We start from the raw sequence: 17,495 nt of genomic DNA, 5'->3' as shown, positions 1-17,495 counted from the left end.
AGCCGAGTTGCCGTTCAAAGTTAGGAATAAGGTTTGGTTTGTTCCTTTGTAATGATTCTAACATTAATATGTAATGAGAGTTTTCTACATTTTATCGATACAAAAGTAAATGCCACTTGTTACGATTTGATTACGGGAGTGTTACATTTTTAGTAAAGGTCTCGCCAAATCGGTTGATAACCTTGATCTGTACGTCTTTGACTCCGGCAGAAGGGTGGCAACGGAATAAGTGCGATGTATGATATCCGGAAGGTTTTCCGTGCATGTCGATATAGTCTTGGTCTTCATCATCGAATTGCTCCATGCGACCTTTCTCTATGCCGTTTTCGCTCCATGTAACTTGGTAGGTCGGGTCCCAATCCCATACGTTCACCACTAGGTAATCCGCTTGCGATTTGAACTCATTCGGCCTATAAACCCTGAATTGATAATCCGAATCATGGCCGGTTGCCTTATAATACCAAGTAGCGGCATTCCCTTTCACCTCAACGACCAGATAACCGTTCGGGGCGCCGCACCGATTTACATGGCCGGCCCACCAAGCTCCGCAAGCGGCTCCGATATTATGCTCGTACAGATTCGGTGTGACTTGGTTGTTCTCGAAGAAATGCGTATGTCCAGCGAAGATATGGACATTATAAGGGCCGACGATCTCTTTCAGGCTCTCAGCGTCCTCGGCGTTTCCTCCCCCTTTATCCGTCTGGTTGAATACCGGGGCATGTACGTTGATAAATACAAGTGTCCCGGGTTTAACGTAACTCAGGTCGTTTTTCAGCCATTCCAGTTGTTCCTTTCCGAAGCGTTCGTCATATTTCTTGTCTTTATAATAATCAATATCTTTTAAGGTGATGATATGTGCATCCCCGACATTGAACGAATAATTGTAAGGGCCGAAATGATCCTCGTAGATACGCTCCGCATAGCTCTCCTCGGTTACCTTTTGATTGGATAAGGCCGGGTAACGTAAGTCGTGGTCGTGATTGCCGATCACGGAGAACATCGGGATGCCTAAGACCGAGACCGCTTCCTTATAAGGAGTGAATAAATCCATGCGATCCCAAGTAATGTCTCCCAGCGCCATACCGTAGACCTCTTTTCCTTGGTAGCGCTCTATAGTCTGCTTCAAGTCGGGGATGGTCTCTTCACGGAAACGTTTCATCTGCCGTTCGTCGATGGTCTGAGGATCGGAGATTGCCAAGTAGACAAACCCGTCGATTGGCTGTTTCCTAGGGGTGAGCGTAAAATCATATTCATTGATCTCCTTACTTTTATCAAGTTGCTGATAGAAAAGATCCGGTATACCTTTTGTTTGCTCGATCTCATAGTCACCCGGTACGGAGAGGTAGACAAAGCGGCTTTTGTCCAGATTCGAATCTAGGCTATATTCTCCCCGCTCATTTGTTTGCGTGAAATTATAACCATCCGTAACGACTACGCCTTGTAGCGGTTTGCCTGCCGTATCGGATACAGTGCCTCTTACGGTAGCGGCTTGCGCTATCCAAGTGGATAACGCAAGTAAAAGCGTGAATGATAAGAATTGTTTCTTCATCGTAATTTTTTTTATGATTTGAATATAGAATATGTTAGTTAGAATTTATAACGTACGCCGATTTGAATCTGCCAAGGGTTTCCGTTCATATTGGATACACCCGTGTTTTTGTTTACGTTATATACGTATTGCTTCTTCTCCGCGTCAAAACTCTTGATGGAGTAGATATTCTGCTTGCCTAGATTATGTCCGGCACCCCAGTCCTTGTTCAGCATATTCAGGAAATTGAAAAAGTCTATCGAGGCCTCGATGGAATGAGTCTTATAGATCTTGAAGTTCTTGTTCAAGCGCAAATCGAAAGTACCGTAGAAGCCATTTACGCCACCGTTACGCTCGGCAACCTTCCCATAGTTTTTACGGATATAATCTTTTACGCTCTTCTCCGCTTCCGGGTTGTCCAAGATCGCTTGGATACCCTCACGAAGATATTGAGGCGTATTACTATCGTTCGGGTCATAGATATAAGCCAAGTCGTTGGATGATACGAAATCACCGTTCATATTACCACTAACCGCTAAAGAGTAGCGGGTTCCACCGATTCCGGAGAAACGCAAGCCTACGCTGATTCCCCAGAAAGAAGGAGCCGTACCGTAGAATACGACCTTATGGCGGAATTGGTTGTCCGAGTAAGTCATGGTACTCAAATCACGAGGATCATCTTTTACCATCAAGGCTAGAGTCGCTGTATTCGCTACGTTACCGTTGTAAGAGGTGTTATCCTTGGAATCGTTCCACGTATAGCTGAAAGAAAGCTCGCCATCCTTGAAATAACGCCAAGTTCCATCTACCACGAATGCGTATTGGTTGATTTTTCCATCGCTGATTAATTCCAGCACACGGCCTACCTTATCACTTTTACGTCCTTGCATCCAGTCGGTAGCTCCGTTCTTGGTATTGATACTCTCGGCGGGGACGAACACGCCACGATTCCCCTCGGCGGCGATACGGAAGTAAGGCTCATCCACCATATTACGGTCTACGTACATATAATTATGGCGTGCCCAGTTGGCGTAAGCACTGATACCTACCCGCAAGCGATCGGAGAAGAAATGCGTGTAGCTGGCGTTCAACTTATATACTACCGGTACACGGGCATCCTTACTATTCATATTGATCGTGCTGATCTTTTGGATATTCGGGTTGTTGAATAAATCAACGCCCGGAGCGGTAGAAGGATCTTTGCGGTATGCCGGGAAATTCGGTGTCGGAACCAAATTGCCTTGTATATCCACGGACGCTACCTTCGTACCGTCGAACAGCATATTGTTGATCATGGAATAGTTGTTTAAATCCGAACCGAAGATACCGGCGCCAAGGCGGATAATATCTTGATGTTTATCATTCACGTCCCACGTGAATTGAATGCGGGGTTGCAATTGGAAGGTGGAGATTACGTTGTCCGTACGTAAGCCTAGTTCGTCATAAACAGTCTGGTTAAAGTTCGCGTGGTTGAAATAACGGGTATAATCCGCACGGATACCGGCCATGACCTCGAATCCGGTGAAAAGCTTCGTTTGTAATTGTCCGTAGATAGCGGAGTTCAAGGTATTCATCTTTACGGTAGGATCATCTACCAAGGCGATTTCCCGGGCATAGCGGTAAGGAGTCATATGCTCGAAATTATCCAGTCCCGTGAAATAAAACCGTCCGTTCATCTCACTACCGTAGAGTGATTTCATATTGGTGTACATGAAGTCCGCTCCGAATGTATAGTTGATGCGGTCCGTATTATAATACATATTGTCTACCAATTGAAGTACATTATCCTTAAAATGTTCGGGAGCGTAGCGTTGACCTCCAAGTTGGATGGAAGTGTACATGCTTTTGTCACCAGATATAGATTCCACGTTCTCTACGATTGCTCTTGGGATATTAGAGCTTGGCAATTGCTTGTTCGGGGTCGTGGCCTCGTAAACCAAGAAATGTTGAAGCTTCAACTCGTTGGTCAGCTTTGGGCTTAATACCGAGCGTAAGGTAGCGAGTAAGCTGTTGTTATGCGATTTGCGGTCGATCCAAACCTCGTAAAGATTGATGCTGGAGTTATCGCTCTCGCTCTGTTTATTATCCTCGTTGATGAAATTATTGCGAATGGTTAACAAGTTGGTAGCGTTCAACTGCCAGTCGATACGGGCGAAGACTGCGTTCGTCTGCTTCTTCTTGCCGAACTCCCCGAATTGAGGATCATTGGAGACTCCGTATTTAGTACGGGCGATATCCAGATAACGGTCTAGCGTAGATTGAGTGACATTATAGCGAGACTCGTCCGCCGCCGTCTTGATATCCGCTATATAAATCGGACGGGAATCCTGTTGGTGATCCCATACGACATAGAAGTGCGCACGGTCTTTCACGATCGGGCCTCCCAAAGAGAAACCATATTGATAGGTAGAGAAGTCGGAAGTCGATTTATTTCCCCGTATATCATAGGAGCTGGATAACCAATCGGCACGACCGAATCCGAATACACTTCCGGTGAAAGTATTGGTTCCTGATTTCGTGACAGCGCTCACGGTGCCGCCCCCGGAACGTCCGTTGGTCACGTCATATTGATTGGTTACCACCTCAAATTCGCGGACGGCTTCCATGGATATCGTATAAGCGCCGGAAGTCGTTCCGCTCGCTACGGTTCCTTTAGCCGTCATACCGTCGATGGTGTAATTCGTTGAGGATGATAATTGCCCGGCGATATTTCCTCCGCTACTCAATGGCGAGAGATCCATTAGGGATGTGAAGTTACGGCCGTTTACAGGAAGCTTCGTGATATTTTGAGCGGAGATAGATGTTGCCGCACCGATCTTCGGAACCATGTTCTTCAAGGAATTAGCGATTACCTCGACGGCTTGTATCTCCACCGATTCCTCCGCCAGCTTGAAATCCACTCGAAGCATATCCCCTTGGTTCAATGCGTATCCTGTCTTTTTCTGTTCTCCATAACCGATATAAGAAGCTGTAACGGTATAAGGAGAACCTAGCGGAAGCTGCTTGATGGTGTATTCTCCTTTATCGTTCGTGATAGAACCCGTGAAGAATCCGGTAGATTCATTCTTGACTTGGATCGTGGCTCCGATCACCGATTCCCCTTTATTATCCATGACCGTACCGGTGATAATCGCTTGCGTTCCTTGCGCAGACAAGAGAGCCGGCAAGCAATTAAAAAATAACAAACAGGCAAGCAGCCTGCATGTAAGTTTGTTAAACATCCTCATAATAATCTTTTTAAAATTAAACCTAAATATCTTTTACGGCGCAAAAGTAAGTGTCCGGTTTTGCAAAGAGATTACATCCGTGTGTAGGTTTAAATAAAGAAAAAAGCCTAATGAAGGATATCCATTAGGCTCAACGAGAAAATTATAAATGTGTCTATAAAAAAGAAGGTTAGTCCTCGTCCAAAGTCTTGATAATGGTAGATGCTATCTTGGATGAACTCTTGCGGCTGCTCTTTCTGAGTTTATCCGGGTTCTCAAGATTCATGCAGGTAAAGAAGTTATTCCCCCTATATACCTCATTTTTATCTTTGTCGAATAAGGTATAGCTGACGATATGGAAAAGCGTGCGCAAGGGTTGGTCTTGCCATTTAAGATAATGCTGGTTTAATACTAGCAGATAATCAGCGTCAGCATTATCCAATACCTTTTGTAACTCTTCGGTCGGCACGGCTGAAAGATCGGAATAGCAATCCTCGCTCTCCCCGTTAACCTTGATCTCATTCAGTACCTGTCCGGTCACTTGTGTAGCGTTTGCCGGAATAAACTTGCAATCTCCGTTCTTTACGGATGCGGCGATATTCTCGGCGATGATCGTATTATACGTTTGGTCGATACTATCCGCTTTCATACCGGTCTCTTCGGCGATCATCCCATTGTAGAAATAGTTTGATTTCACGTTATCGTGCAAACCTACGATGAGAATTTGCTTTGCATGATAATTGTCACCTTCCTTCTTACTTTCTTTAGCGTTCGCTGCTATAGAAGCTACGGCTAAAAAGAACATAACCGTAAAGATTCTGATTTTAAATAACCTTTCCATGATTCTTCTATTAAATTCTGTGTCTATTAATTTCGGAGGCAAAGATATTAGCGGGGTGTTGCAGGGATATTACGGTTGTATAAAGTAATAGTTACCGATAATCCCCCCTGTACCGGCTTGGATATTAAAATCGTGGATTCGTTGTAAAGTCTATTCTACCGTGTGGATGAGTTCAATCAAAAGGCGGTTACCAAGAAACTTTAAGGAGATATAGAAACAAGGGTTGTTTTTAAGGTTCAAAGAACGCTAAAAACAACCCCTGTTATTTTTACTTATTATTCTCGATCCACTTGCGAGCGTTCACGAACGCCTCGATCCATGGAGTGACCTCGTCGTTCTCCTTACGGTCGGCGGGGTAATAACCGCACTGCCAAGGGAAGATCGCACGTTCGGGGTGAGGCATCATGGCTAAATGGCGGCCGTCCTTTGAGCAAACACCGGCAACGGACCAAGGAGAACCGTTCGGGTTGGCGGGATAGCCATCGTAGTTGTATTTAGCGATGATGTTGTACTCCTTCTCCTCGTAGGGGAACTCGAACTTACCTTCACCATGAGCTACCCATACACCCAACTTCGTGCCGCTCAAGGAGCCGAACATTACGGAGTTGTTTTTCGGGATCTCCAAGCTAACGAAGTTAGACTCGAACTTATGGGAATCATTGTGAACCATCTTATGCTTTTTCTCGTGCTCCGGATAAACCAAGCCTAACTCGGCCATCAACTGGCAACCGTTACAGATACCCATGCTCAACGTATCTTTACGTGCGTAATAGTTGTCGATCGCTTTCTTGGCTTTCTCGTTATACAAGAAACCGCCGGCCCAGCCCTTGGCGGAACCTAATACGTCGGAGTTGGAGAAACCACCGCAGAATACGATGAAGTTTACATCCTCCAAAGTCTCGCGTCCGCTAGCCAAGTCCGTCATATGGACATCCTTCACGTCGAAACCAGCCAGATACAAGGCGTAAGCGGTCTCACGCTCGCACTGCGTACCCTTCTCGCGGATAACGGCGGCCTTGATACCGTTCGGCGTACGGCGATCGGCGGATATTCCATAAGAAGAAAGCTTTCCGGTGAAGTCCTTGTGGAACTTGTATTGTATAGGCTGCATCTTATAGTTCTCGAAACGGTTTCCGGCGCAAACGCTACCGCTCTGTTTTACGTCCAGCTTATAGGAAGATTCGTACCATACGTCACGCATATAGTCGATACCGAAGTGATATTGGATGCCTTCTTTCGATACCAATACATGGCGCTCGTCGGTCGGTTTGGCGATGATGGCGAAACCTACGCCAGCTTCTTCCATCAACTTTTCGAATGCCTTCTTGTCCTTTACCTGAACCAAGATACCCGGATTCTCGGCAAACAGGATCTTCACGATATCACTCTCGGAGATCTTATCCAAGTTGACATCCAAACCACCCTCTACGTTGGCGAAGCACATCTCTAACAAGGCGGTGATCATACCTCCCGCTGAGATATCGTGTCCGGCAAGGATGAGTTTCTTCTCGATCGCGTCTTGTACGGCGTTGAAAGCGTCACGGAAGTATTCCGGATCTTTCACGGTAGGAACCTCGTTACCCAGCTTGTTCAAGGCTTGGGCGAAGGCGGAACCACCCAACTTCAAGGTATCGAAGGAGAAGTCTATATAATAAATGTATGTATTCTTGTCTTGTGCCAATACGGGAGAGACGATCTTTTTGATATCGCTAACCTCGGCACCGGCGGAGATAATCACCGTACCCGGGGCGATCACCTTATCGTCACCGTACTTCTGCGTCATGGATAGGGAGTCCTTACCAGTCGGGATATTAATACCTAAGCTGCAAGCGAAGTCGGAAGCGGCTTGTACGGCTGTGTACAGACGGGCGTCCTCACCTTCGTTACGGCATGGCCACATCCAGTTGGCACTTAAGGACACGCTCTCCAACTTATCTGTCAGCGGAGCGAATACGATATTGGTCAATGACTCGGCGATTGCCATAACGGAACCGGCGGCCGGATCAACCATGGCTACCTGGGGAGCGTGACCGATAGAAGTTGCGATACCAGCTTTCCCGCGGTAATCCAACGCTACGGCACCTAAGTCGCTCAACGGCAATTGTAATTCACCTTGACATTGCTGGCGGGCGATCTTACCGGTTACGGAACGGTCTACTTTGTTTGTTAACCAATCCTTGCAGGCTACGGCCTCCAATTGAAGTACGTTCTCCAAATAATGGTGAAGTTCGGATTCTTTGTAAACAACCGGTTGATAAGATTCAGTGACCGTATGGTCTGTCATAACCGTTCTAGGCGGTTTACCGAACATATATTCCAGCTTGATATCGATAGGTTTTACGCCGTCCGCTTGTTCGAAGACAAACTTCATGTCGTTAGTAGTCTCGCCTACCACATACATCGGGGCACGTTCACGATCCGCGATACGTTTTACGCGGGCTACATCTTCTTCTTTCATCAATAAGCCCATGCGCTCTTGGCTCTCGTTTCCTACGATCTCCTTCGCTGAGAGAGTCGGGTCGCCAATCGGCAATTTGTTCATATCGATGTGTCCGCCGGTAGCCTCAACCAACTCAGACAAACAGTTGAGGTGTCCACCCGCACCATGGTCATGGATAGAGACGATCGGGTTCTCGTCAGACTCGGCGATCGCACGGATCACGTTAGCCGCACGTTTCTGCATTTCCGGGTTGGCACGCTGTACGGCGTTCAACTCGATACCGCTTGTATATTGTCCCGTGTTTACGGAAGATACGGCTCCACCACCCATACCGATACGGTAGTTATCGCCACCGATCACGACCACTTTCTCGCCCGGTTCCGGATCGCCCTTCAAGGCATCGCGCATATTTGCGAAACCTACACCGCCGGCAAGCATGATTACTTTGTCGTAAGCGTATTTCTTATCGTTCTCCGTGTGCTCGAAAGTCAATAAAGAACCACAGATAAGCGGCTGGCCAAATTTATTACCGAAATCGGAAGCGCCATTGGAAGCCTTGATCAAGATCTGCTCCGGAGTCTGGTATAACCAAGGACGAGGGTCTAGGACTTTCTCCCATTTGCGAGCGCCTTCCGTACGAGGGTAAGAGGTCATATAGACCGCTGTTCCCGCTATCGGCAAGGATGCCTTACCACCGCCCAGACGGTCACGAATCTCACCACCTGTTCCGGTAGCGGCACCGTTGAACGGCTCAACGGTTGTCGGGAAGTTATGCGTCTCGGCTTTCAAGGAGATAACCGTCTTGATATCTTTTACGGCGAAGAAATCGGGTTTGTCACCGGATAGGGGAGCGAATTGCTCTACCGTCGGTCCTTCATTGAACGCTACGTTATCTTTATAAGCGGAAACCAATTTATTAGGGTTCTCGGCGGAAGTTTTCTTGATCAAGTTGAACAAGGAACTTTCTTTTTCCTCGCCGTCGATGATGAATACACCTCCGAATATTTTATGTCGGCAGTGTTCCGAGTTTACTTGGGAGAAACCGAACACCTCGCTATCGGTCAACTTACGTCCCAACTTCTGGCTTACCTCGTTCAAGTAAGCGATCTCCTCTTGGCTTAGAGCCAAGCCCTCTTGTTGGTTGTACACTTCCAAATCCTCAATGTAGACAATAGGATCCGGTTTTTTACTGATCGTGAAGATCTCCTGATTCAAGCCATTGTAGATACGTTGCAACATCGGATCGTGATCCGCATCGCCAGAAGAAACAGGAAAATATTCCTCAATACGGGAAATACCGGTCAGGCCCATGTTCTGGGTAATTTCAACGGCGTTCGTACTCCACGGGGTAATCATTTCCCGGCGTGGCCCTACGTACCAGCCTTCCAATGTTTCTGATTGAACAGGAGTCGCCTCGCTAAACAACCAAACCAGTTTTTGAGTGTCTTCAGGAGAGAAAGCGTGCGCGGCCTCTACAGCCAGCACCGTCTTTGTTGAAGATTGAAAGAATAGAATCATATCGTTGATTTATTAGTATTTATCACGAAATAACGAATAAGCCTCTTTTAGAGAGTGCAAAGATAATGATTTCCCGTGAATTATTATGTCAATACGTTTTAAAAGAAAAGAGGGCGGAACCTCCCGGTCTCGCCCTCTCATGTCCCCTGCATAGTAAAAAATAAGAGTGTGTCTATATTCTACCAGCCTGCGTTCTGTTGTGCGGCTAGCGTGGGGTTTCTTAATATATCATTCAATGGAATCGGCCAAATAAAGCGTTTATCCGTGTACGGGATGAACTGTTTGCTGTTGCCGAACCATTCAGCTTTCACTTCTCCACCAACAACGAATGCGCCTTGGTTCTTCACATTGTTATATTCGATTTTAGCGGGAATACCACCGGACGGCAGCAAGTCGTCAGCCGCTAAACGATGAATGTCTTCCCAACGGCGACCTTCACCTTGGAACTCAATGCGACGCTCCCAAAGGATAGCTTCCACCAGTGCTTTCGTGTTGGCGAAATCGCTTGCCTTATACGTCTGTGTAGCGGGGTCGGCCAAAGAACGGTCTCTTACTTGATTCAATTTCTCCAATGCGAGAGTCTTGTCTCCCGCACGTGCGGCAGCCTCGGCCTCGTTTAGCAATACCTCGGCATAGCGCAGGATCGGGGCGTACTCTTCACGTGTTTGGGGATTCTGGTATTTATCACAGAAGTAATAATCGTCAGACGCACGATAAAGGACGAGGTTACGACGCTTGTCATCCCCTTTCCAGAATTTGGAGTTGTAAAGGGTAGGGGATGTCGGGCACATCGCACGGCCACCTTCACGGGCAGACATCATAGCGGACATAGCTCCATTTACAGACCCGTTATCTTGAGAGTCATTCGGAATGGAGAATATAGATTCCTGATTGTCTTTGTAAGAAACGAAAGGAGTGGCTGGATTGGTTTCCAGAATGAAACGTCCGCCTTCCAGTTTCTTAGCTTCAGTAACTACATTGTTCCAATCACGCATATGCAAATATACGCGCGTTTTCAGTGCTATGGCGGCACCTTTGCTTGCGCGGCCGATCTTATCGGCATCGATAATGTCCGGAAGCATGCTTTCCGCATTATTCAAGTCGCTTAATATCTGATCGTAAGTATCCTTAACGGTAGAACGGCCTATGCTTTGTTGCTCAGCGAGTTGGCTGGGATCATTTACGGCTTTCGTATAAATAGGCATACCGTAGTTATTGTTACCTTCTACGTTGTAGGGCAGGGCATAATGGATCATCAAGTTGTGATAGGTTAACGCACGTAAGAACAGGCATTCTCCTTTGTACTGATTCCCTTTCTCTTCGGTTATGACACCCGCAGCTACCGCACCTTCTATACCTGCGTATACCGTATTATAGCGGTTAATAGCCTCGAAAGAGGTTTCCCACATCGCCACGTTATTAGCGGTAGTCAAATTATAGGTCGCGGAATAGGTATAATCATAGAATTGGGCGGTTAGGTTCATATCTTCACCGCGCATTTCGCCTTGCAATATACTGGCCGCTCCAAAAGGATAACCGCGTGCCCACCCAAAGTCATTTGGATCTACGTACATACCACATTGTGCGGCATCGTAAGCTCCGACTACGGCTAACTCGCAACGTTCTTCTGTCCCGTATGCCGTAAGCTCGGAGAATTTGTCAACAGGTTCAAGGTCTACGACGTCGCTTTCGCAGGCGGTGAACACGGGTAGCGAGAACAGGGCTGTCCCTAACGCTACTACTGAAATGTTTTTATATAATTTCTTGTATAACATAATTGTAACTTTTCTTAGTTTGTGAAATTAGAATGTAATGTTCGCTCCAAAAGTGAATGAACGTTGCTGTGGCATACCGTTCCAATCTACACCTAAACGAGAGTTTGTCTCAGGATCCAATCCGGAATAACCTGTGATAGTGAGTAAGTTCTGTCCTTGAACATAGAAACGAATCTTTGTCATGTTCAGTTTGGATACGACCGCCTTCGGTAGTGTATAGCCTAAAGCTAACGTCGATAGTTTTAGGTAATTGCCGCTCTCAACGAAGTGTGAATCCGTATATCCATCATTGAATAAGGAAGAGGCGTCTCCATAACCGATTTTTGGAGTCATGCCGTCACCCGGTTGCTCTGGAGAAATCCAGCGGCCTAAGATTTCTGTTCCATTGTTGGAGAAATCCATATTGAACAATGCGCTTTGACGAGAAGCGTTCATGATCTTATTACCTCCGGAGAAGCGGAAGAATACATTTAAATCGAAATTCTTGTAAGAAACTGTATTATTCCAACCTCCGTACCAAGTAGGCATAGATGAACCTAATACCTTACGGTCGCTAGCGTCCAAGGAAGAAGCCTTGGAGACATCCGAAGGGTTGGAAGGATCATATTCCGCATAGTCGTAAGAGCCGAATGTGTCGAATTGCACTAATGAACCGTCCGCCTTACTCCAGATCGGATTACCGTTTGCGGCGTTTACGCCGTAATAATCATATCCATATAAAGATCTATATGACTCTCCTTCACGAATGATTGTGTAATTGTCTACGATGTCTGTTCCGCCGTATAAGCTCTTCACCGTGTTCTTAGCTGTGGAGAAGTTGAAATTAGTTTGCCAGTTCCAATCTTTGGTAGCGATGATTGTAGCGTTAACTGTCAATTCCATACCGGAGTTCTTGATCTTACCGATATTATCAAAATATGAGTTGTAAGGAATACCAGCGGTAGGTGCTGTAGGAACTTCCAACACCAAGTCTTTGGAGTTCTTTTGCCAATAAGCTAGCTCGAATGTCAGGCGGTTATTAAAGAAAGAGCCATCCAATCCGATATCGAAAGTCTCAGTTGTTTCCCATTTAAGCTGGCTGTTACCCATACGGTTCCAAGCGATAGCTGTATTCGATCCTGCTTTCTTCGCCCCGTAAGTTCCCAGATAAGGGAAATAATTCCCTAGGTCAGAGTTTCCGATTGTAGCGTAGCTGGCACGGATACGTAAGTCGTTAAACCAATCATTAATAGTTGATTCGCTCCAGAATTTTTCGCGAGAGATACGCCAAGCGGCTGATCCTCCCCAGAATGTACCCCAGCGGGTGTCTTTCGGAAGGCTGGATAAGCCGTCTGTGCGGACGGAGGCTCCGATATAATATTTACTATCATAGTTGTAATTCGCACGGAACATATAGGAGGCTAATCCCATAAACGTTTTACCTCCAGATACGAATCTCTCACCAAATGTGTTGGAAATGATATGGTCGGTGAAGAAAGCATCGGATATTTGTTGCACGGTTGCGTCCGTATATTCATATTCTTGATGGGTGTACTCTTGTACCGCTGTCGCCGTCAGATTATGTACATCATTGAATGTACGGTTAAAGTTGATTACGTTTTGCCAGTTCCAGTTCGTGTATGTGGTATTGATTTCTTCCAATAAGCCGCCATAGCCGTATCCGTCTCCTGATTCCGGGTTCCATACCATGAAATCTTTAACATTCGAGATGTCTAAGCCAGCTTGTGTCTTTAAAGTCAATCCGTCCATGAATGTGATTTCAGCCCATCCACCACCTAATACACGGGTATTGGTCGTACGGTTTACGTTATTGTCTAATGCCCAGACGATATTCTGGATACCATTATCAATATAGGAAAGGTTGCTTCCGCGACCTAATGTCTTACGGTTTTCAGCGTCGATATTGTAACCAGTAGGATCATCCGGATTGAATACAGATACGTTTGGAAGCATACGAGTGCCGGCGAAACCTACGCCACCCAATGAATTCTCGTCATTCATGACACCATTAACCCGGGTACGGGTCATCTGGCCATTTAATCCGATGCGTAACCATTTTGTCGCTTGTTGTGTCAAATCTGCCTTTAAGCTCAAACGGTTTAAGTCATTGGCGCGAATGATACCTTCTTGTTCCGTGAAACCTAATGATACATAATATTGGCTTTTATCCGTACCACCACTGGCGGATAAGCTATGATTGTGCTGGAAACCTGTACGGAAAATATAATCATTCCAGTTTGTGTCCGGTCCGTTCGGATCGTAAACAGCCTGTCCTTTCATTCCCCAGTTCTCGTATTTCTCGTTAGCGATAGTCACGAAATCTTTCGCTCCCAGAAGATCATGCAATTTAGCTGCGCTGGCTGCGCTTACATAGCCATCGTAAGTTACTTGAGTACGTCCCTTGGAGCCTTTTTTAGTTGTGATCAATACAACTCCATTTGCCGCACGGGAGCCATAGATAGCTGTAGCCGCACCGTCTTTCAATATTTCAATGGATTCGATGTCATTCGGGTTAATATCAGACATCGCATTGTAAGAAGCGTAAGCCATTCCTAAGCCGGTTTTTCCATCGGCGTTATCACCGGTGGCGATCGGCATGCCATCTACGATAAATAACGGCTGAGAGTTTGAACTGATCGTACTCATACCACGGATCTTGAATTGAGGGCCGCTTCCCAATACGCCACTAGGAGTCGTAACCTGTACACCAGCGGCACGTCCGGCTAATTGAGTGTCGAAAGACGCTGTTGCCAAGTTGCTTAAGTCTTCACCTCCTACTTTAGATATGGCACTCGTCACATCCTTTTTTCTTTGAGTTCCGTAACCGACAACCACGACTTCATCCAAGTTCTGAGAGTCAGATTCCATCGTGACTTTAATGATTGGTTTTACTGCCACTTCCACAGATTTCATACCGATGTAGGAAACGATTAGCTTTTTCGCGTTAGAAGGAACATCCAAGGTGAACGCTCCGTTGTAATCCGTTACAGTACCGGTAGTAGTACCAGCTACTACGATAGAGGCTCCAATGATAGGTCCATCGTCTTCCGCCGAGATAACCGTACCGGTCACCTTCGTGGTCTGAGCCGTTGCGAACGCTATACTTGCAAACAAGCATAGTAATAGATAAGTCAACCTTTTCATAGACACATACTTTTTGTTTAATTTGTTAATAAATAGATCGTTGTAATCAATTGTTGCCACTTAGTCGATTGACTTAGTTTCCGAAGAACTTCATGAGGGTAAGGTACTTTGGTGTTACTTCCTAGCATTGATGCGGGATTGAGTTAAAAATAATTTGCATATTAATACTATATATTAATACTAGAATGTATTAAATTAACATATAACTTAAAATAATCCGTATTGACAAAGTTTCGTGTAAGTTTATTTTTATTGTCAATATGTTTGTTTATTGCAAATATATCTTTATATTTGCCGTACAGCCATTAAAATAAAATGCTTGCTGTAAATAGTACAATTAGACATAACAGATGTTTACATAGGTTGCATGTTCTATAATTTATTAAGATATTTATAATAATTAATAAATATTGAACGGAAAAGTGATTTAGTTCTTCGGAGACTAAGGTGTTTCATAAATACTATCTAATGTATTTAAATAAAAAAAGAGTATCTAATAAAGATACTCTTTAGATATATGTGAATAGAGTGACCTATTTTGATTTTTATAGGCTTTTCGGAGGATATAATGCGTCCCACCACTCCGGTTGATCTTTCAACCACTTAGCGAACCATGCGTAAATTGTGTTATTCCACAAGATACGTTTCTCATAATCCAGTATATGGTGGTTCTCTCCTTCTACCTGGACAAACGCTGTAGGCTTACCCAATAATTTTAATGCGGTAAACATCTGGATGCTCTCTCCAATCGGAACATTCGTGTCTGCGGTTCCATGTAAGAACAAGATCGGGGTATTGATCTTGTCTGCGTTAAACAGCGGACTTTGTAAAGTGTACATATCCCGGGCATTCCATGGATAACTGTTAGCGCTAGCCAACGAGCTGTATGAATATCCCCAGTAACCTTCTCCCCAATAGCTGGTGATGTCGCTGATTCCCGCATGAGACATGGCCGCCGCGAATATATCTGTTTTTATTTGTAGGTATTGAGTCATGAAACCTCCGTATGAAGCCCCCATGCAACCGATTTTCTTCGTGTTGACAAAAGGATGCTCCTCACAGAACTTTTTCGTGCCTTCGATGATCTCGTCAGCGGTAAGTTTACCCCATGCGTTGACATGGCGTGCGGAGAACTCTTGGCCGAATCCAGTCGCTCCACTGGGCTGTATGATGTAGACGATGTACCCTAAGCCGGCGTATACATGCGAAGGATAACGGCTTTCCATCACCCGGGCCGTAGGAGTTGTTCCTCCGTAATAATTCACGATCATCGGATATTTCTTAGTTGCGTCAAAATGAGGAGGGAGATAGAAGCGGCCGTAAATCGTATCCCCTTGGGCGGAAACGAAATTCCAATCTTGCACTTCTCCTAAAGTGACGTCTCTCAAGATCTCTTTGGAGAGATCGATCAAGCAGGAAGAGGCGTCGTTTTTCAGGTTATAGGTATAAAGCCTTTGGGAATTGGAAGCGCTTAATCCGAAATAAACCATTTCGAAAGCTTGATTGGCGATGGAGTAATCGGAGATGACATCTTCCTTGGCTTGAAGTTGCTTAATCTTTCCGTTGGACGGGTTTAGACTATACATGCGAACACGGTCCTTATCTTTCGCCATGATATAGATTTGTTTATCGAGGGCGTTCCACTCGTAGGAATCGACAGAGGGGTCAAAATCTTTCGTAAGCGGCTTTATACTTTTATCTGCTATATTGTATAGGAATAATTGCCCGTCGCTCGTATTGGATGTCTGTCCTTCTTTGATCTTTAATCCGATACCATCGAAAGCCTCTCCAGATGCGTCAACGAGTAATTGGGTGGCATCCGGGGAGAAAACGGCACGGCTTACGAATTTCTCACCTTTTATAAGGGTATCCACATGCATGGTTCGTAGATCCATCTTATATATATATGTACGTGAGAAAGGGCGCTCCGTTAAATTCGGTTCCCTGCGACTGAATAGCAGATAGTGGCCGTCTTGAGATACATCGTTGATGTAAGTAGAAGTATGTCCATAGGTGAGCCGTTGGAACAATCCGGTTCGCAGGTCATATTTATGGATAAACATACGGTTTCTCCATCCCGGTTGGCGATCATCCGGCACCAGTATCTCTTGGATCTCTTTTCGTTCTTGCGGTCCTTTCTCCCGTATGGAGAATAATAGATAGTCTTCGGTAGGCCCGAAGCTGAAAGAACCTTCAGGCAATTGGCTGGAAAGGATGTTCTCCTTTTTACTGGTAGGGTCTAGGGTCACCAATTCCGTGCCTTTCATCCCTTTCCGGGTGTAATAGGCCAGATTGCTTTTAGGCATCCAGCGTAAGCTCTGTCCGTTCTCAACCAATACGGAACCGGTAGCCTTGTCTAGTATCTGGGTAAATGAGGACTGCTTTCCGCCGGGATAGGTTTCTTGATAGGAGACGATAATGAATTTTCCATTCGGGGACAGGCTGGCGGATTGGATGCGTTTACCATCAAATACATCACTTAATGTATAACGTTTCTCCGGATTGACGGTCGCGGTTACCACCGCGTCTTTTTCCGGGTTGAATGAGGCTTTTAAGGCATTCTCTTTGTGGCTCTCAGATAAATATTTAATTACGATTTCATAGCGTCGCGGCTCCAAGGTCAACGAGGCTTCTCCTTGGGTTAGTTTTATGGGTTGTCCATCCACGTAGACTTCTGAAATCTCAGGGCCATTGATCCTTAAGGTACCTTTTGTATAGCGGTCACTATTCAGGTAGAAGGAAACCAAATGTAGCGCGTAGGAAGAGGCCGAGGTTGGCAAGGTCAGCTCTCCGGAAGACGCCGCGTCAAGGGTTTGTCCGCTTTGGGAAAGGTTGCAGAAAGGAACGGTCGTGTTCAATAGTTCCTTGTCGGAAAATCTCTTACTGTTTACATCCAAGCTATCTGCTAGGAAAGGCTTTTTCACCTCGTAAGGGCCGGCGTAATTGTAATGTCGCACGACAACCTCATCCGCCCATAGTGAGCAACAGGAGCATAGGGCTGAAAGAATTAAGATGTTTTTGTTTATCATGATATTTGTTATTT

The 17,495-nt window shown here is 45.6% G+C and carries 7 protein-coding genes; all 7 read right to left on the bottom strand.

Annotated features, from left to right (window positions below; translation table 11 throughout):
* Nucleotides 1-130 precede the first annotated feature (130 nt).
* The gene (locus BDI_RS12645) at nt 131-1,549 is read right to left on the bottom strand and encodes a calcineurin-like phosphoesterase C-terminal domain-containing protein (protein WP_011966884.1); all 1,419 of its coding nucleotides are present in this window, start codon (nt 1,547-1,549) and stop codon (nt 131-133) included.
* 38 nt (nt 1,550-1,587) lie between these two features.
* Nucleotides 1,588-4,755, bottom strand: a complete 3,168-nt coding sequence (locus tag BDI_RS12640) for a TonB-dependent receptor (protein WP_011966883.1) — start codon at nt 4,753-4,755, stop codon at nt 1,588-1,590.
* A gap of 169 nt (nt 4,756-4,924) precedes the next feature.
* Nucleotides 4,925-5,575 carry a hypothetical protein gene (locus tag BDI_RS12635; RefSeq protein WP_005861292.1) on the bottom strand — a complete coding sequence of 217 codons (651 nt, stop codon included), beginning with the start codon at nt 5,573-5,575 and terminating at the stop codon, nt 4,925-4,927.
* A gap of 268 nt (nt 5,576-5,843) precedes the next feature.
* Nucleotides 5,844-9,533: a phosphoribosylformylglycinamidine synthase gene (purL, locus tag BDI_RS12630; protein ID WP_011966882.1), complete on the bottom strand. Its 3,690-nt coding sequence runs from the start codon at nt 9,531-9,533 to the stop codon at nt 5,844-5,846.
* A 179-nt stretch (nt 9,534-9,712) separates the two neighbouring features.
* Nucleotides 9,713-11,308 (bottom strand): RagB/SusD family nutrient uptake outer membrane protein, encoded by a 1,596-nt coding sequence (locus tag BDI_RS12625; protein WP_011966881.1) that lies wholly within the window; start codon nt 11,306-11,308, stop codon nt 9,713-9,715.
* Nucleotides 11,309-11,335: 27 nt separating this feature from the next.
* Nucleotides 11,336-14,452 (bottom strand): SusC/RagA family TonB-linked outer membrane protein, encoded by a 3,117-nt coding sequence (locus BDI_RS12620; protein ID WP_011966880.1) that lies wholly within the window; start codon nt 14,450-14,452, stop codon nt 11,336-11,338.
* A 545-nt stretch (nt 14,453-14,997) separates the two neighbouring features.
* Nucleotides 14,998-17,481: a S9 family peptidase gene (locus BDI_RS12615; protein ID WP_011966879.1), complete on the bottom strand. Its 2,484-nt coding sequence runs from the start codon at nt 17,479-17,481 to the stop codon at nt 14,998-15,000.
* Nucleotides 17,482-17,495 lie beyond the last annotated feature (14 nt).

Source organism: Parabacteroides distasonis ATCC 8503 (genome assembly GCF_000012845.1).
Taxonomy (GTDB): Bacteria; Bacteroidota; Bacteroidia; order Bacteroidales; family Tannerellaceae; genus Parabacteroides; species Parabacteroides distasonis.
Note: the sequence above shows the minus strand (reverse complement) of the source record. Positions and strands in the feature narration are given on the sequence as shown.

Coding starts and splice junctions, on each gene's coding strand:
- BDI_RS12645 (WP_011966884.1), bottom strand. CDS start 1,549: ATGAAGAAACAATTCTTATCATTCACGCTTTTACTTGCGTTATCCACT.
- BDI_RS12640 (WP_011966883.1), bottom strand. CDS start 4,755: ATGAGGATGTTTAACAAACTTACATGCAGGCTGCTTGCCTGTTTGTTA.
- BDI_RS12635 (WP_005861292.1), bottom strand. CDS start 5,575: ATGGAAAGGTTATTTAAAATCAGAATCTTTACGGTTATGTTCTTTTTA.
- purL (WP_011966882.1), bottom strand. CDS start 9,533: ATGATTCTATTCTTTCAATCTTCAACAAAGACGGTGCTGGCTGTAGAG.
- BDI_RS12625 (WP_011966881.1), bottom strand. CDS start 11,308: ATGTTATACAAGAAATTATATAAAAACATTTCAGTAGTAGCGTTAGGG.
- BDI_RS12620 (WP_011966880.1), bottom strand. CDS start 14,452: ATGAAAAGGTTGACTTATCTATTACTATGCTTGTTTGCAAGTATAGCG.
- BDI_RS12615 (WP_011966879.1), bottom strand. CDS start 17,481: ATGATAAACAAAAACATCTTAATTCTTTCAGCCCTATGCTCCTGTTGC.